The sequence below is a fragment of the Shewanella sp. DW31 genome, assembly GCF_015767295.1.
In the GTDB taxonomy this organism is placed as follows: Bacteria; Pseudomonadota; Gammaproteobacteria; order Enterobacterales; family Shewanellaceae; genus Shewanella; species Shewanella oncorhynchi.
Genome location: NZ_JADWMP020000008.1, coordinates 89,411 through 105,687, shown reverse-complemented (window position 1 = coordinate 105,687; position 16,277 = coordinate 89,411). Strand labels below are relative to the sequence as shown.

Genomic DNA, 16,277 nt, shown 5'->3' with positions numbered 1-16,277 from the left:
CTAAATGCGTGGTTGGATTTTATATAAAGAAACCGCGACTCAGCTAAAACCTGAATGGTATGAAATTGAGCGTCTACTGGCGGCAGCAAAAGCCGATAACATAGAGTTGGAAGTTTACGCACCTGATGAATTTGATCTGACTGTCACCAGAGAAGATAACAAGAGTATTTTATTGAATGGGCAAGCCGTCGAGCTGCCCGATTTTATCATTCCGCGAATGGGCTCAGGCACGACCTACTTTGCTTTAGCCATTATTCGTCACTTAGAAAGATTAGGGGTATATTGCCTCAATCCATCTAAAGCCATTGAAATCGTTAAAGACAAGTTATTCTCCCAACAATTGTTGGCCGAGAAAAATCTGCCTACGCCTAAAACCATGTTGGTTAAATTCCCCGTCGATATCGCCCTCGTAGAACGCCATCTCGGTTTTCCTGTGGTGATAAAAACACTTTCTGGCTCACAGGGCAGTGGTGTGTTTTTATCCCATAAGGCGCGTGAATTTGACGATTTAATGCAGTTGATTGAAGCGACCAATAAAAACGCTAACATCATTCTGCAAGAGTTTATCGCTAACAGTCATGGGCGCGATCTACGCGTATTCACTATTGGTGGTCGTGTGGCGGGTTGCTATGAAAGACGTGGTCAAGAAGACAGCTTCAAAGCCAATGTCAGTGCCGGTGGTTCAGCGCGTCCATTTCAGATCACTCCTGAAATTGAATGGCTCGCCACCCAAACAGCCAATATTCTCGATCTTGATGTTGCAGGTATCGATTTATTGTTTGATAACGGCCATTACAAAATTTGTGAGGCTAACTCATCTCCAGGGTTTGAGGGCTTAGAGTCCTGTTTGAATGTGGATATTGCCGCGCAAATTTTGCATTTTATTCGCATCCGTTTAGGCATGTTTAATAAAGATGAACCAAGTAGCCCAAAAATCGTGGCTGATAGCGTAGAGGCTGAGACTTCTACCCCGCCACCTCTATCGTCTGCGTCCTCTATCGAAACGAAATAGAAGCACTAGGACATATCAATATCTAGCGGGATCGTACCGCTAGATATTCTCAATATCGATGATTCTCCGCCATGTTTGTGTCTATATCCATTTGTATCTCGCCCCATCCAACACAACAACCCTAAAGCCGTTCAGGCAGGAAACACTTGCCCTGAGTCTTTCAATCCACAATTGATGTGATCGCTCACTCAAATTTCATTCAACCTCACGAGAACCAGCTCTACTTTTGTTTTGAATCACAATTTTTTGCATTTTTTAAAACATTTTGTTCACATTAAAAAATTTGCTGTTAAACTCCAAATGTTGTTTTTTTATGGCACTAAATTCTGACCTTATCGCTAAACATAATAAGAATAATGCAGGAGTCACTCCTTAACATGTCGATCCGCCTATTACCCCTAATCATAGCGTCACTGCTCAGCACTCAAGTGCAAGCCGATGATTTTACTATTCAGTTAGGCGGCTTTTATTCGCAATCAGACACCAATATGGAAGTCACTAACCCTATTTCGGGTAATAATTTCACCTTAGATTATGAGTCCGATCTACAACTTGCAGAAAACGAATTTTTACCCTTTATCGAGTTAAATTATCACTTTAACGAACGGCACAATATCTACCTAGACTGGAAACAGCTTCATCGTAACGCCGAAACCCAAGCCTTAACCAAACCCTTCCAGCTCGAGATTAACGACACCATTTACGATATCAAAGCAGGCGGTAATCTAAATTCAACCTTAAACATTGATGTACTGCGCTTCGGCTATGGCTATGATGTATTTCAAGGCAGTAACTATGATGTCGGTCTATCACTTGGTTTACATACTATGTTTATCAAGACAGGTTTTGAAGGGGTGATTGGTGTTTGCGCTTCATCGGAATTACTCAATAATGTCTGCGGTAGCCAAGCAATTCCGCGCATTGTTGACGAAAATGTCACTGCGCCACTGCCCGACATTGGCATATATGGTCAGTATGAATTTATTCCCGGTTGGCAAATCACCAGCCATGCACAGTATTTCTATATCAAACTCAATGATGTCAAAGGCGAACTGGTTGATATTAAAGTGGGGGTTAATGCGCAAATCACCCCAAACTGGCGTATGAGCGTGGCCTATAACTACTATAAAGTTGACGTTGATATCGCCCAAAATTCGCCGAATAAAGATACTCAAATCGCCGATTACAACATCTATTACAATTTTATTGGCCCTATGCTTTCTATCAGTTATTCCTTTTAATTTTAATGCTATAAAAAATCTCTTCCCATATTGTATTAAACACCCCTTCTCGCTCAAACAGTTGCCCGAACCCTAGCCCAAATTAGTGCTAAAAAATAAGGGCGCCTACTGGACGCCCTCATGATCCAACCCATTAAACCTATTTACGGCCATCCTGCTCACGCTTGGCTTTAAAGTCTGATGATTCAAGCCAATGGGGCCAATCTGAACCATTCGCTAAAGTGGTTATCATACTGGCGATCAAGTCTAGGTCTTGACTCACGCCCTCCAACGTCCAATTTGGATCATAATCATCGGCTCCTTGGTGATATTTATGCGCAATATAGTCAGGATCTGTATCCCCAAGACTCATAAATAACAATCCTGGTACACCTTGCTGGGCCAGCGCAAAATGGTCTGATCTAAACATCAATCCATTCTGTGGTCTTGGATCCGCTTTTACCGAACGGTCTTGGACTTTGGCGGCTTTATCTAAGTATTGCTCCAACTCAGATACCCCTTCCCCATAGCGCAAAATGTAATCCACGCCTTTATTTACATTCATGCCATCGATATTTAAAAAGGCGACGATATTTTTGGTTGGCACACTGGGATGCTGAGCAAAATGCTGTGCACCAATCAGACCCGTTTCTTCTGCAGTAAAGGCACTGAAGAGCACCGAGCGATCCAGTGCCGCCGTGCTAGCCTGCTGTTTGAAGTAACGCGCTAACGCTAAAACCCCCGCCACACCGCTGGCATTATCGACCGCACCGTTTAAAATCTCTGACTTACCGTCTTCAATCACAGTGCCAAGGTGATCCCAATGGGCATGCATCATCACCACTTCGTCGGGGCGCGTTTTACCGGGCAGTAAGGCCGCGACGTTATGGGACTCGGCGCGTTCAATTTTATTGTTTAACGTGAGCTGCGCGCTCAGCTTAAGTGGGATAGCCTTAAAGTTTGGCTTGGCTGCTTGCTGTTTTAAGGTATCAAAATCCAATCCCGCTTTGGCAAAGATTTTTTGTGCGGTTTCGTGCTGAACCCAGCCCATCACGCCCACTTGACCTTGGTTATTATTGGCATCGACCAGAGTAAACTTAGTGCCCGTGTTGGAGTTTTGCACCACTCCCCAGCCATAGGCGGCTGGCGCGGTTTCATGGACAATAAACACGGCCTCAGCGCCTTGACGCGCCGCTTCCTCATATTTATAAGTCCAGCGACCATAATAGGTCATAGCATTACCTTTAAATATTGTTGGATCTTGGGTCGCAAAGCCGGGGTCATTCACGAGTACGATGACCGTTTTGCCTTTTACATCTAGCCCTTGATAATCATTCCAGCCATATTCGGGTGCATTGATACCATAGCCAACAAATACCACATCGCTTTTATTCAGGCTCACGGTGTCGGCGATTCTTTGGGTTCTCGCAGTAAACTCACTACCATTAGCAAACTTCAGCCCACCGATATCAAGCTGCATGTTTTGATCGGCACTAATTTGCGCCAAAGGAACCGCCTGTAAATAGCTATCGCCAAATCCGGGTTTGAGACCCATATCTTTAAATGCTGTCACTAAATAGTCTAAAGTTAACGTCTCACCTTCAGACAAGGGCGCGCGTCCCCCAAAAGCATCGCTCGCTAAGGTTTTCACATCGGTTCGGTATTGCACGAGATCGAGACTTTTCACAAATGCCGTTTCAGCAAAGACAGGTAATGAGATAGTGGCCAACAGACTTGTGGTTATGATTAAATTTTTCACAACTTTCTCCCAAGTTATTATCATTATTTGGTTTTAAGGATAGACTTTACCATATCATCTTTAATTTATGATGGAAGTCTTAGCGCAAACGGAGTCGCTGCATCCAAGAGTAAACGGTAATCATGTTTCCATCTGACCGATATTCTTGTCGTTGACCTAAATCTGACTGCAACAGAATAAAAAATAGCGAAAATTTTAAAATATCCGTGTATTTTCATTGAGTAAGGTAACAATATGTCGCTAGAGTTATTACAAGCCGCTGCACTGAACCTCAAAAAAGCAGTGCCTCTGATGCTCAAACATAAAATTCCGACCACCCCCGTTAACTATGCGCTTTGGTACACTTATGTTGGTGAACAAAATCCCGAATTAAATCAACAACTCGATACTGTTATTGCCCAATACAATACTTGCCCTCCTGTCAGTAGCGAAATCTTGTATCGCCAATATGTTGCCGACCCAGTTGAACTCGATGTCAGAGAAATGCGCCAAAATCTGGATGCTATGGTGACTGAGCTTTCCCAATCACTCAAAGATACTAATCTAGATGCCAATGACTTCCAGTCACGTATCGAAAGTAATTTTGAAAAGCTCAACCGCATCGAAGACGAAGGCTTTAGCGTCGAACAAGTACTCGATCTGGTCCGCAGCTTAGTGAAAGAGTCGGACAATATTCGCTCGAGCACAGAGTTCTTTACCGGTCAGCTGCAGAAGGCTCAAACCGAAATAGACGCACTAAAGAAAAAACTTGAACAAACAGAAAAAGACGTTCTCTACGATGCACTGACGGGCTGCTTTAATCGCCGCGCCTTTGACACTGATTTTGCAGGAATGATAGCCCAAGCCCCCTTAGGCACTTGTGTGATCTTGGCCGATATAGACCATTTTAAAGTGTTTAACGACACCTATGGCCACCAGCTCGGCGACCAAGTGTTACGCGCCGTGGCGAAACGACTACAGGAATCCTGCCGCGATGGCACGAAACTGTATCGGTTTGGCGGTGAAGAATTTGCGATTATTGTCCCTAAAAGTCAGCTACGTATCGCAAGGCAACTGGCCGAAGCTATGCGCCGTGGACTCGAAAAACTCAGTTTAAAAGACAGACGTAAAGATGAACGCATCAATAATATCAGTGCTTCCTTTGGCGTCGCCCAATGGCAAGAAAAACAAACGGGTATGCAATTGATTGAAGCGGCAGACAAATTACTTTATGAAGCCAAACGCTTAGGACGAAATCGTGTGCTGCCTATCAGTAACTGATGGTTATAACTTAGCCTGAAGCCGATAATTCAGCTTCAGGCTAAGATGATTAACAAAGGAACATTTTTTGAAAGCTACATGAAGGATTTAAATGAGATTTCAGATTAATGTTTGAAACTGCGAGAAACAGTTCCAATATTCCCTTGCACGCCACTCCCTATTGAAACGGATACATTCGTACCGTGTGTTTCCATCGACTCATTTTCGACGGGTATCGCCTGCACTACAAACCGTAGTTCAGCACCACCTTGAAGTGAATCGAAGGGATAACACGTAATTAACGTTAAACGATTATCATCGGATGGCGCCATAAATTGAGTTTCGGTTTCATGTACTACCTGAGTCGCCACCACTTCATAAATAATGTGATTGCCTTTAAGCGTTTGTAACGATAATCGACGCCCCACCGCCATGCCATTAAGTATCGCAAAATGCGTGTCCCTGTGGCCGGCAATCACAGTATTGCCTTTTTGCCCCGCTGGCGCACTGGACAACACCAGACTCGGACCAAAGGCCAAATTTCGCCCAGAAGCCCCCGCAAGAACGTATAAACTGTCATTAAGCTCTGCTTCAATATTGTTGTTCGCCGCCACTTGCTCACGATAAATAGACAGCTTTGCCACGGGATAGGTATCCGCCCATGACCAAGGTTTATGGGATTGACCATCAGCCAAGGTTTTAGTCCACGCCTGTTCAATCAAATACTGGGCAAAGTGTGCTTTAGCTTGCATATAGAGTCCCTTTCCTAACAATGTTGCGCCAATTAAAAATAATCCCACCACTAAAAATCGCTGTGTTCTGCTTTTGCTCATCGCGCTTAACTCATCGTTCACTGGTAAGTGCCACCAAGGCCGCCTTCTCTTCCCGTCTTTGTCGAAGAATCGATCCCGTAAGAACCAAGGCGAGTAGCAAGGTCAGTGCACCTAATAACATATCCAAACGGCTTGACGTCGCGGTTTGCGGCAAGGCTCCAAAAGGTTGCCAACCTAAGGGCAAGTGTTGACGAACCACGGCATCACGGCTCATTGCAGTTGAGTCAATTGGGGTTAAGTCCACCGCCACTAAGCTGGTATAGGCGCTGACTAAGTGATAATTCATTGATAAGGCCGTCACTTGCTGTTTGACCTTGTCATCATTCGCGCCATTTTTACTCAACTCCAATGCACCAATCTGTTTACGCGCCCACAGCAAATCTAAACCCGCACCTTGATGGGTCATCAATCCTGCGGAGTTGTCCTGCAGCGAGAGCGACTGTTGCCAGTTTTGATGCCCTTGGCGTCCTGAAATCACTAACTCCTGTGGCTCACGGGCGCTGCGCTTTAAACTCACGAGCACTGGCTCACCGCGGTAAAGATCGGCAATCGGTGATGGCCAGTAATCGGGCACACTGCCATCATCAAAACGCACTTGAATATCGGTTAACACCGGATATTGAATTTTGCTGAGTAAGGCGCTGATCTTCTCATCGACTTCATCCACTTTGCCAATATAAGTAAAAGTGCCACGACCGAGTTCAGCCGCTCTTTGCATAAAGTGAGAATTAGGTGCCGAGCCTATGCCGACAGTAAATAGGCGGCTTTCACCTATTTGATAACGGATCAAATCAAATAACGCTTGTTCATTGCCCACAGAGCCGTCGGTCATAAAGATCACTTGGCGCAAAGGCTGCGTTGCATCAAGCGATACACTGCCCAAGGATTTTGGCAAGGCAGCATCCAGTGCTAACGCCATTTCAGTGCCACCATCGGCCTGTAAACGGCTCACAAACTGACGGGCCCGTGACAAATTCGACGAGGTCGCCGGTAATGGCACTGCTGAGAACTGAGACAAACTGGAGTTAAATTCGATAATGTTAAAACTGTCCTCCGGCTTCAGTCCTTTTAACGCGTATAACAGTGCATTTTTAGCTTGAACGATAGAATCCCCCGCCATAGAGCCCGAAGTATCAATCACTAAAATTAATTCACGGGGCAAACTCGGCTGAGTACTCTTTTCAACCTTAGGAGGCAACACCATGACGAGACTGTAATTATCATCATTTACGCCGCTGGTTTTACTTGTCTCAAGTGTATCCTGAGACAGATTTTCGCCATCGAGCTTATGGGTTTTACCTTGCTGATTAAACACCCAAGCCATTGGGCTAGTGCCCTGCTGTACTCGCCATTGCAGCACAAAATCCCGATTAGCGGGCACACGTTGCGCCAGCGATACATCGACCGCGCCGCTGTTGTCTTGCTTGAGTTTGATGTCATGGTAAGGACTCTCAATGGACGCTTTATCAACCCCCTTTGAGAGTAAAACTTGAATGTCTGCCTTCAGCACAGGATCGCATCCACTAGCGCCGTCCCGCACTGGTGCCACAATCCGGTCAGCATCAAACACCTGCGAACTTGTCACTCGGCTTGATTGGCGAACCAGTGCCATAGGATCATGTGAGTCGCTAGCACTTGAATCCGATGTTAATCCCGGAATATAACGGGGCGCGACCACCAGCGGAAAACGTAAACTAAACAAACCATCTTCATATTTAATGGTCTCCTGATAGCTGATTTCTACAATCAGCTCCTCTTGAGGTGCTAGGTTTGCGACTTCGGTCGTGAACATATTAGGCCGCTCTTGGCTCACTAAGCTGACACGTTTGCCTTCAGCTTTCGCTTGCTCAAAAATCTGCTTGGCATCGGCCTTAGGATGAATTTGCCCTTCGATCACTCTCTGGCCTATATGTAATCGCAACGAATCCACCGCAGCCTCATTGGGCAGCGGGAACAAATATTGCCCATTCAACACAAATTCAGTATTATTGCGAAAAACCTGTTTCACGCTCACGCGATTACTTAAGCCAGAGACTTGCATCGACACTTGTGTATCGAGCGGCAAAGATGGCACCCAAGCACCGCTCGGCTGGCGATAAAGCAACAGCCCCTGCGTAATATCATCGTAATTAATGATGTGTGACTCTGCCGTTCTGTGAGCACTATTTTGCCCGACCAATGCCGAAGCCATATTCTGTGGCACAGATAATGTGCCGGTACTATTCGGCGAAGCCAATGCCACAAAGGGAAAACCCCAACACACGGCGGCGCTGATCAGCAATACCGCTACCGCTTCACTCACTTCTTTTACCCTTTTCCCTGTGATCATCACAAAGGCTTCCTCTATTAACAAATATGAACTGATGTTGGTCGTCATTAATATGAACGACGTAAAATGGACTACTTAAATTGACCGCTAGTCAGCAGCATGCCTGGCCGTCAAGGCCAAATGAGGCTGTAGTGTTAATGTCACGCGGCGGTCGAACACATCCGATTCTCTGTCTTGGTCGGCTTTCAAAGGCGATAAAGCACCAAAGGCTTGAGTGGTCATACGCTCGGCAGTGACGCCTTGCTTAATCAGGTAGCCACGCACCTCCAGTAGACGCTGCTCAGAAAGGGCTTGGTTGTAACTCTCATCACCACGGCGGTCGGCATAACCCTTCAGCTCAAGATTGAGTTCTGGTGACAAATTCATCACCTCAGCCACATCATCTAATTGGGGCAAAAAATGCGATTCAACCTCAGAGGAACCGGTACGAAACTGTACGCTAAGCCCCAAAGCAAGTTCACTGAGCAATTGACGTTGCGCTGACAGCAACTCATCAAGCTCTTGCTGCGCCTTGGTATATTCGCTCGCCCGTTTTTCGGCGGCTTGCTGTTTTACACTCCACTCGGATAACTGGGACTCTTGCAAATGGATCTGTCTTTGCTGAACATGCAATGTGTCTGTATCGCTGACCGATTTGCCAATTAAGGTGCCTGTGAACGCACCAATAATGGCCCCCACTGGACCACCGACTAACGCCCCTACTAAGGCTCCACCACCGAGGCCAATTAGGGCTTCGGGTTGTTCATCCTCGCTTGCGTATTCGTCATCCATCGCTATACCGCTTGCATAGGCATCATTTTCTAGGGTGAGGTCTTGTCCTATCACTTGATTTTGCAGTGAAACCCGCGCCGACACACTGGCTACAGGTGCGCTTAATAAACTCAAAACCAATAGATTAATTAGTGTCTTTTTCATCATCTCATTCCTTTTTGATTATTAGCTGAGCTTGGACTCGTACCTGAAGCAATCCACTCAACACCACATCAGGTCAAACGGGTACAAAACTGAATGGGGCTATTAAACACAAGTGGAATGGCATGAGCAGGGATGGAAAATGGCAATACAACTATCAATTGTGGCAACAAAATGGCAATTGCATTTGTGGCCTTTTTTCTCGGGTAAAATCCTGTATAGTCACGAAAACTTACTCCCCCAAGTCAATAGGAATACGGCTCTATGAAGCGTATCGCCATAGTGGAAGATGAAGCGGCCATTCGTGAGAATTACAAGGACGTGCTGCAACAACACGGTTACAGCGTGCAAACCTACGCCGACAGACCATCGGCCATGCTAGCCTTTAATACCCGTTTACCGGATTTAGCCATTATCGACATCGGCTTAGGTAATGAAATTGATGGCGGCTTTATGCTATGTCAGTCATTGCGCGCCATGTCGAGCACGCTGCCGATCATCTTTTTAACCGCCCGTGACAGTGACTTTGATACTGTGTGTGGCCTGCGTTTAGGCGCCGATGATTACTTGAGCAAAGAAGTGAGTTTTCCCCATTTAACCGCACGCTTAGCCGCATTGTTTCGACGATCTGAACTTGCGGCCAGCCAAACGGCGCAGGAAAACTTGCTCGAACGTGGCCCACTGACCATTGATGCCAACCGCATGCAAGTCTATTGGAACCAGTTACCAATCGAGCTTACTGTGACCGAATTTTGGATGGTGCATGCGTTAGCCAAACATCCAGGCCATGTACGCAGTCGCCATGAATTAATGCAAGAGGCTAAAATCTTTGTCGATGACAGCACTATCACCTCCCATGTGAAACGCATTCGCAAAAAGTTTATCGCTACCGCGCCAGAGTTTGATTGTATTGATACTGTCTATGGTATGGGTTATCGCTGGGACAGCTTAGCCTGATCTATGGCTTAACCAACCTTTAAGCGCGGCGTTGAACCAGATAACCTTGGATGAATGAACTTTTAAACCCATTAATGCTGATCCCTAACTTATGACACGTTTCCCCTTTGGTCTACGCACTAAAGTCATCGGCCTTAGCCTGTTCTTGCTCTGCCTACCTTGGCTGGGGTATCAATATGTGTGGGAAATGGAAAAGTATCTTCGCCACGGCCAAGAACGCACCTTAGAAGGCACCACTCAAGCACTGGCCACCGCGCTGCACGAGCGGCCGAAATTGTTCGATGGGCAAGCGAGTTTTTTAAAGCAAGTAGAAAAAAGCCGCGATCTATACGCCTATCCACTGGCGGGGGCGATTCTACTCGACGGCAAACTCAACGAATGGCAGGAATATCAGCACAGATTTATCAAATACGGTGAGGCGCACCAAATTATGCGTGCCGATCCGAACGCTCCCCTGACCTTAAGCTTTACCCACATGGTCGGCCAATACGATGGTTATCTGTATGCTTTTTTTCAAGTCATTGATCCAACCGTGGTACTGCGGGGTAAAAATGCTCTAAGTGTCGATAGAAACGATCATCTCTCGATTGCGACACTCGCGCCCGACAATAAATTCAAACGCTATATCGTTGCCACGACTCAACCCGGCTGGATCAGCGCCTTCGAATTACCCGCTAATCCTAAGCAAACTGTGCCCGTCACACCTGAGGTACGCATCCAAGGACAATGGGCGACGACAGATGTAGGCTACAATGTAGAGCTGCGTATTCCCTTAGACATGGTCGGCAGCAAACTCGGATTTGCCATTGCCGATGTCAACGACAGCAAATACCGTGATGTGGCTGCAGTTGTCGGCACCTCGGCCTTAGATACGGTCGACAATCTCGGCACTGTGCTGGTACCATCACCGGAAATTGAAAGTATTATCAAAGGCATGAGCCACTATAGCTCACGTATTTGGGTGGTCGATAAACACGGTCGCGTACTGGCAAAATCCGGCGACATTCGCGCGAATGACAGTGTATGGACCCGCACCTTAGAAGATGAAAAGAGCACCGCGCTGTGGGATACCTTCAAGCGTGATTATCTGCATCCGCTGTACTATAAAATTCTCACAAAACCGCCCAAAGACTTTATTGATTCCTTACAAGATTCCACCGAGCTTGACGGCAGTCATATCCAAAAAGCCCTTGCGGGTCAGCAAAGTTCGACTTGGCGGTTAACCCCAGACAACAAAGCTGTGGTACTCGCCGCCGCGAGTCCCATTTGGATTGATAACAATGTGATGGGTGCCGTCGTCGCCGAAGAAACCACCCACGGAATTCGAACTCTACGTAACCGAGCGCTAGAAAAGCTCTTTAACGTGATTTTGACAATAATGAGTATGGGCACCTTGGCGCTGTTCTTCTTCGCCTCGAGTATTTCTAACCGCATTCGTAAATTGCGCGATGAAGCCGAAAATGCCATCGACAGCCAAGGCCGTGTGCGTAATCACCTCAAACCGTCGAAAGCTCGGGATGAAATTGGCGATCTGTCCCGTAGCTTCTCTAGCATTGTGGGGCGACTGGGTCAGTACACTCACTATCTAGAAAACATGTCGTCGCGCCTGTCCCATGAGTTACGTACGCCCGTGGCTGTGGTGCGTTCATCCCTTGAGCATTTAAACCTGCAGACCTTAGATAAAGACACGCAAAAATATGTCGATCGCGCCCAAGAAGGTGTCAGCCGCTTAAGTATGATTTTAAACAACATGAGCGAGGCAACACGCCTAGAGCAGAGTTTAACGCAGGCCGATATCACTAAGTTCCCACTCTCCCAAGTGGTCAGCGGTTGTATGCAAGGTTATCAAATGACCTATCCAGAACAAGGCTTTAGTGTGAAAGTGCCCGAGCAACCACTGATGATGCAAGGGGTGCCAGAATATATCGCCCAGTTAATGGACAAACTTATCGCCAACGCCATTGAGTTTTGCCATAAAGACAGTGCTATCGAAGTCACGCTCACCCAAGTGGGTAAGCAAGCAACTCTGCTTATCAGTAACTTAGGACCTGAACTGCCCATTGATATGTCGGAGCAGATTTTCGATTCCATGGTGTCGGTGCGGATTAATCAAGCCCAAGATAAACCCCACCTAGGCTTAGGTCTGTATATCGCGCGATTGGTCGCCGAGTTCCACCAAGGACAAATCCTTGCCCGTAATCGCAGCGAACATAATGGTGTGGATATCCTTGTTACCTTACCTTTAAATTAAGAACATGCGGGCTTTAAGTTAAGCGTGTTACAGCTTTTAAGCCCTGCGTCATAATCTCAGCAGCTAAAATACAGGAGGCCAATAACATGAGCCAAACTCATCACGTGCCTCCTGTCATTTATGCGGGCAGATGCTAAGATGACCGCCATAACAATCGATTAGAAATGCCAATTATTCTCCCAAATTGTTCAACCTCTTCATTCAACCTAAATGCCAAGGTAATGATCCAATGACAGATAAACATCATCAAGCCACTCAAATCGTCAGCTTAGGTCGAGACAAAAAATGGACCAAAGGCGTGATCAATCCGCCCGTCTTTCGCGCTTCGACTATCGTCTTCGAAACCATGGATGAAATGCGCCACGCCGCGAAAAATAAAACCAATGGCGAGATGTTTTATGGCCGCCGTGGCACCTCAACCCATTTTGCCTTTCAGGCCGCGATTGCCGAACTAGAAGGCGGCGTCGGTACGGCGCTGTATCCTTCTGGCGCTGCAGCGATCAGTGCGGCGCTACTATCATTTTTAAAAACGGGCGATCATCTGTTAATGGTTGATAGCGTGTATGAGCCAACGCGGGATCTGTGTACCCATATTCTCGGGGGGTTTGGTATCGAAACCACTTACTACGATCCGCTGATTGGCGCAGGCATTCGCGACCTCATTCGCCCCAATACTAAGGTTCTGTTTTTAGAGTCTCCGGGCTCAATCACCATGGAAGTGCAAGATGTACCGACCTTGTGCCGCATCGCCCACGAACATGGGTTGATCACTATGCTGGACAACACTTGGGCCTCGCCCATCAATAGCAAACCCTTTGAAATGGGTGTAGATATCTCAATTCAAGCGGCGACCAAATATATCGTCGGTCACTCGGATGTGATGATAGGCACGGCCACGGCCAACGAAAAATACTGGCCACAATTACGTGAACACAGCTATTTGATGGGACAAACCACATCGCCAGACGATGTGTACCTTGCTGCCCGCGGCCTACGTACCTTAGGCGTGCGTATGGCGCAACATGAAAAAAATGCCCTGCAAGTGGCCAACTGGTTGAAAACCCGGCCAGAAGTCGATCATCTACGTCATCCAGCGTTTGATACATGCCCTGGGCACGAATTCTTTAAACGCGACTTTAGTGCCTCCAACGGCTTGTTCTCCTTTATCTTAAAACAGGGCGATGGCGATGCGGTCACCGCACTGGTTGAAAATATGAGTCACTTTAAGATGGGCTTTTCTTGGGGCGGCTACGAGAGTTTAATCCTCGGCATTTTCGGTATTGAAAAAATCCGCTCTGCAACTCAATGGGATGCGAGCAAACCTTTGATCCGTTTACATATTGGTTTAGAAGATCCCGCTGATTTAATCGCCGATCTCAGTGCTGGGTTTGAACGTTTTAACGCTGTATTGGCGGCCAAAGCTAAGTAACGATATTTAATGTGCTAAGTGCTAGCTGAATATAAAAAAGGGGCGGAATAAATATTCCGCCCCTTCTCTTATCGATACTGACACAAATACGAATGTTTACTGCAATATCATTATGCTTATAGCAAATAAACCGCTAAACCATAAACTCTACGGCGATTAATTCGCTTTCGTTCCAATACTTAATGCAGGATCGACCCAAGCCGCAGAGCCATAAAGCGGCACTGTTGAGAGCGCATGTTTATGGCTACCATTGGTCTCTTTCGTCGAATAGGACAAATACAACAGAGTCTGATTTTGCGCATCGTAAATTCTACGCACTTTTAATGACTTAAATAAAATACTCAGGGATTCGGTGAAAATCACTTCGCCGTGTTTCCCCATGTCTATCTTCGCCAGATCGGCCGCAGTAATTGGCCCAGTTTGACGGCAACTGATCCCCATATCGGACGGATCAGCAAAATCTAAATTGGCTTCGATACGACTGATATGGCAAGTCACCCCAGGTATCTTAGGATCGTTTTTAGCATCAATAATCACATCTTTAGTGGTAAAAAGCCCTAAGCTCACCTTACCCACATCGTCACCACAACCCGCAAGCAATAAACCTACAGAGGCCGCAAACACACACTTCAACAGAGTTTTCATTCATACATCCTTTTACATTAGTGCTTATATACTAGCGCTTATATATTAATGCTTAGCGAATAATTTTTGTGCCCAGCGGGTTAATCCGGCTGTCACTGAGCCAAAGTGATCGCCGACCACGACCGGAATATCGGGATAAATACCAGCGATTTTCGCATAAATTGCTGGGCTTCGTGCCGTCCCCCCCGTCACGTAAATCACATCGGGTTTGCACTCTGCTTCAGCGGATAAATCCTCTGTTGCTGAGCGGTTTACCGCGACATTTGTTGCAGCCAAAGTTTTTGCAGCTTGCGCGAGCGCTTGGTGCATCAGGGCTTCCACTTTCGTCAGCGACGGCTCAATGGCATTTTCAAACAATTCACGACTCACACCTGCGTGCAGCGCCGCTTCGATAAAATCCAGATTAACATCAGTATTATCGGTATCTGACAGTGCAATTTTCGCACGCTCGGCTTGGCGAACCAGTTGATAGCTTAACTGCTGCTGTTGCACCTTTAACAATCGCTTCAGTAACTGTGGCTGCTCGGCTTCTTTAACCAATTCATCAATCAATTTACGGCTACTTAAGGTACTGAATTCTCGCTGGGCGCTAATATCATTCACTGCAACCGCATTCCAAAAGGTTTTACTGGGCATAGGTTTGCCATTGATCATCAAGGAACCTAAACCAAAGTGCGGCATAAAGGCATTCATTGCAAGAGCGATATCGAGATCGTTACCGCCGATCCGCTGGCCGCTGTGACCGAGGAAATCTTCACTGCGATCCGCTTTTTGTTTATGGGCGGGTCCCATTTTTACCACAGAGCAGTCCGTTGTACCGCCGCCTACGTCGACGACCAATACCGTTTTGTTGTCGGTCAAGGTCGCTTCATAATCCATCCCCGCCGCTAACGGCTCGAACAGAAAATCAACGTCAATAAAACCCGCGCGTTTTGCCGCTAAGGTCAAAATGGCTTCGGCCTGACGGTTACTCTCTTCACCGCCTATGCCTTGAAAGTTCACCGGACGACCAATAATCGCATGGGTGATCATCGCAGTGCTACCCTGTTTCACAAGGTCTTTTTCAACTAACACAGATTCGGCGCGCACTTTAATGTGCTGCATCATCAAGGTAACAATATCTTCAAACAGGGCCACTTGTTCGGGTCTAAGCCCTGTCGCGCCTAAAAAGGATTTTGGCGAACGGACATAGAATCCCTCCTCCGGCATTTCTAAATACGCGCTCACCGCCTGCTCGCCAACAAATACAGCCTGAACATCGGCATCGAGATCTAACTCATGGCGCACCATACGGGCACGACTCAATTGCGCGGCGCGCTTTTTGGCGTAATCGGCTTTTAACTCAATAGGAAGACCACGATAAACCGCCTCGGCGATCAGTTCCCTGTCCATCGCGTATAAGGTCGAAGGCAAATAAGCTGATTGCTCTGATAACGCCAATAACTGCACACCATCATCCAGCATGATCCCTACGGCGCAGTTAGCACTACCATAATCAAATCCAACAAACATACCTTTTACTCCCGCGATAAAAAAGCCGAGCAAGATAACATAGTTTGCGATAATGCCCAAGGAGTTAACACTGACGGATTTATCCTCAAGGAAGCCGCGCTTGCACAGTTTCTCAAGACTTAAATCGCAGTAACGCGAACAGAATTTAAGCTCAATCCAAGATGATCATCATAAGGTCA

Annotated in this window: 12 protein-coding genes; 6 read left to right on the top strand and 6 right to left on the bottom strand. The window is 46.7% G+C overall.

Translation table 11 applies throughout. The features are described 5' to 3' along the window. Positions 1 to 4: 4 nt before the first annotated feature. Together GWI56_RS09090 and GWI56_RS09085 are read left to right on the top strand one after the other, a co-directional pair. Entirely contained in the window at positions 5 to 1,012 is a 1,008-nt protein-coding gene (locus tag GWI56_RS09090) for a RimK family alpha-L-glutamate ligase (RefSeq protein ID WP_198572720.1), read from the top strand. A gap of 377 nt (positions 1,013 to 1,389) precedes the next feature. Beyond that, positions 1,390 to 2,253 carry a hypothetical protein gene (locus GWI56_RS09085; protein WP_198572719.1) on the top strand — a complete coding sequence of 288 codons (864 nt, stop codon included), beginning with the start codon at positions 1,390 to 1,392 and terminating at the stop codon, positions 2,251 to 2,253. A 139-nt stretch (positions 2,254 to 2,392) separates the two neighbouring features. On the opposite strand, the gene GWI56_RS09080 is transcribed toward GWI56_RS09085, so the two are convergent. Continuing rightward, positions 2,393 to 4,015 carry a M28 family metallopeptidase gene (locus GWI56_RS09080; protein WP_198572718.1) on the bottom strand — a complete coding sequence of 541 codons (1,623 nt, stop codon included), beginning with the start codon at positions 4,013 to 4,015 and terminating at the stop codon, positions 2,393 to 2,395. A 210-nt stretch (positions 4,016 to 4,225) separates the two neighbouring features. Between GWI56_RS09080 and GWI56_RS09075 the strand changes: the two genes are divergently transcribed. Continuing rightward, positions 4,226 to 5,251: a GGDEF domain-containing protein gene (locus GWI56_RS09075; protein WP_028760265.1), complete on the top strand. Its 1,026-nt coding sequence runs from the start codon at positions 4,226 to 4,228 to the stop codon at positions 5,249 to 5,251. 104 nt (positions 5,252 to 5,355) lie between these two features. Here GWI56_RS09075 and GWI56_RS09070 read toward each other — a convergent pair whose 3' ends face one another. From GWI56_RS09070 to pdsO, 3 genes are all read right to left on the bottom strand, one after another. Next, the gene (locus GWI56_RS09070; protein WP_198572717.1) at positions 5,356 to 6,063 is read right to left on the bottom strand and encodes a class GN sortase; all 708 of its coding nucleotides are present in this window, start codon (positions 6,061 to 6,063) and stop codon (positions 5,356 to 5,358) included. Positions 6,064 to 6,073: 10 nt separating this feature from the next. Beyond that, positions 6,074 to 8,392, bottom strand: a complete 2,319-nt coding sequence (locus GWI56_RS09065) for a marine proteobacterial sortase target protein (protein WP_198572716.1) — start codon at positions 8,390 to 8,392, stop codon at positions 6,074 to 6,076. 87 nt (positions 8,393 to 8,479) lie between these two features. Next, a complete protein-coding gene (gene pdsO / locus GWI56_RS09060) occupies positions 8,480 to 9,310 on the bottom strand; it encodes a sortase-associated OmpA-like protein PdsO (RefSeq protein ID WP_198572715.1) in 831 nt (276 codons plus the stop codon). Positions 9,311 to 9,568: 258 nt separating this feature from the next. Between pdsO and pdsR the strand changes: the two genes are divergently transcribed. The 3 genes from pdsR (at position 9,569) to GWI56_RS09045 (ending at position 13,941) form a co-directional block, all read left to right on the top strand. Next, positions 9,569 to 10,261, top strand: coding sequence for a proteobacterial dedicated sortase system response regulator (pdsR, locus tag GWI56_RS09055; protein WP_006081337.1), 693 nt, complete (start codon positions 9,569 to 9,571; stop codon positions 10,259 to 10,261). Positions 10,262 to 10,352: 91 nt separating this feature from the next. Then, positions 10,353 to 12,512 (top strand): proteobacterial dedicated sortase system histidine kinase, encoded by a 2,160-nt coding sequence (pdsS, locus tag GWI56_RS09050; RefSeq protein WP_168823992.1) that lies wholly within the window; start codon positions 10,353 to 10,355, stop codon positions 12,510 to 12,512. A gap of 229 nt (positions 12,513 to 12,741) precedes the next feature. Next, positions 12,742 to 13,941, top strand: a complete 1,200-nt coding sequence (locus GWI56_RS09045) for a cystathionine beta-lyase (RefSeq protein WP_198572714.1) — start codon at positions 12,742 to 12,744, stop codon at positions 13,939 to 13,941. 156 nt (positions 13,942 to 14,097) lie between these two features. On the opposite strand, the gene GWI56_RS09040 is transcribed toward GWI56_RS09045, so the two are convergent. Both GWI56_RS09040 and yegD read right to left on the bottom strand, forming a co-directional pair. Then, positions 14,098 to 14,586 (bottom strand): CreA family protein, encoded by a 489-nt coding sequence (locus GWI56_RS09040; protein WP_198572713.1) that lies wholly within the window; start codon positions 14,584 to 14,586, stop codon positions 14,098 to 14,100. A 45-nt stretch (positions 14,587 to 14,631) separates the two neighbouring features. Further along, the gene (yegD, locus tag GWI56_RS09035) at positions 14,632 to 16,098 is read right to left on the bottom strand and encodes a molecular chaperone (RefSeq protein ID WP_198572712.1); all 1,467 of its coding nucleotides are present in this window, start codon (positions 16,096 to 16,098) and stop codon (positions 14,632 to 14,634) included. Between the last annotated feature and the right edge of the window lie 179 nt (positions 16,099 to 16,277).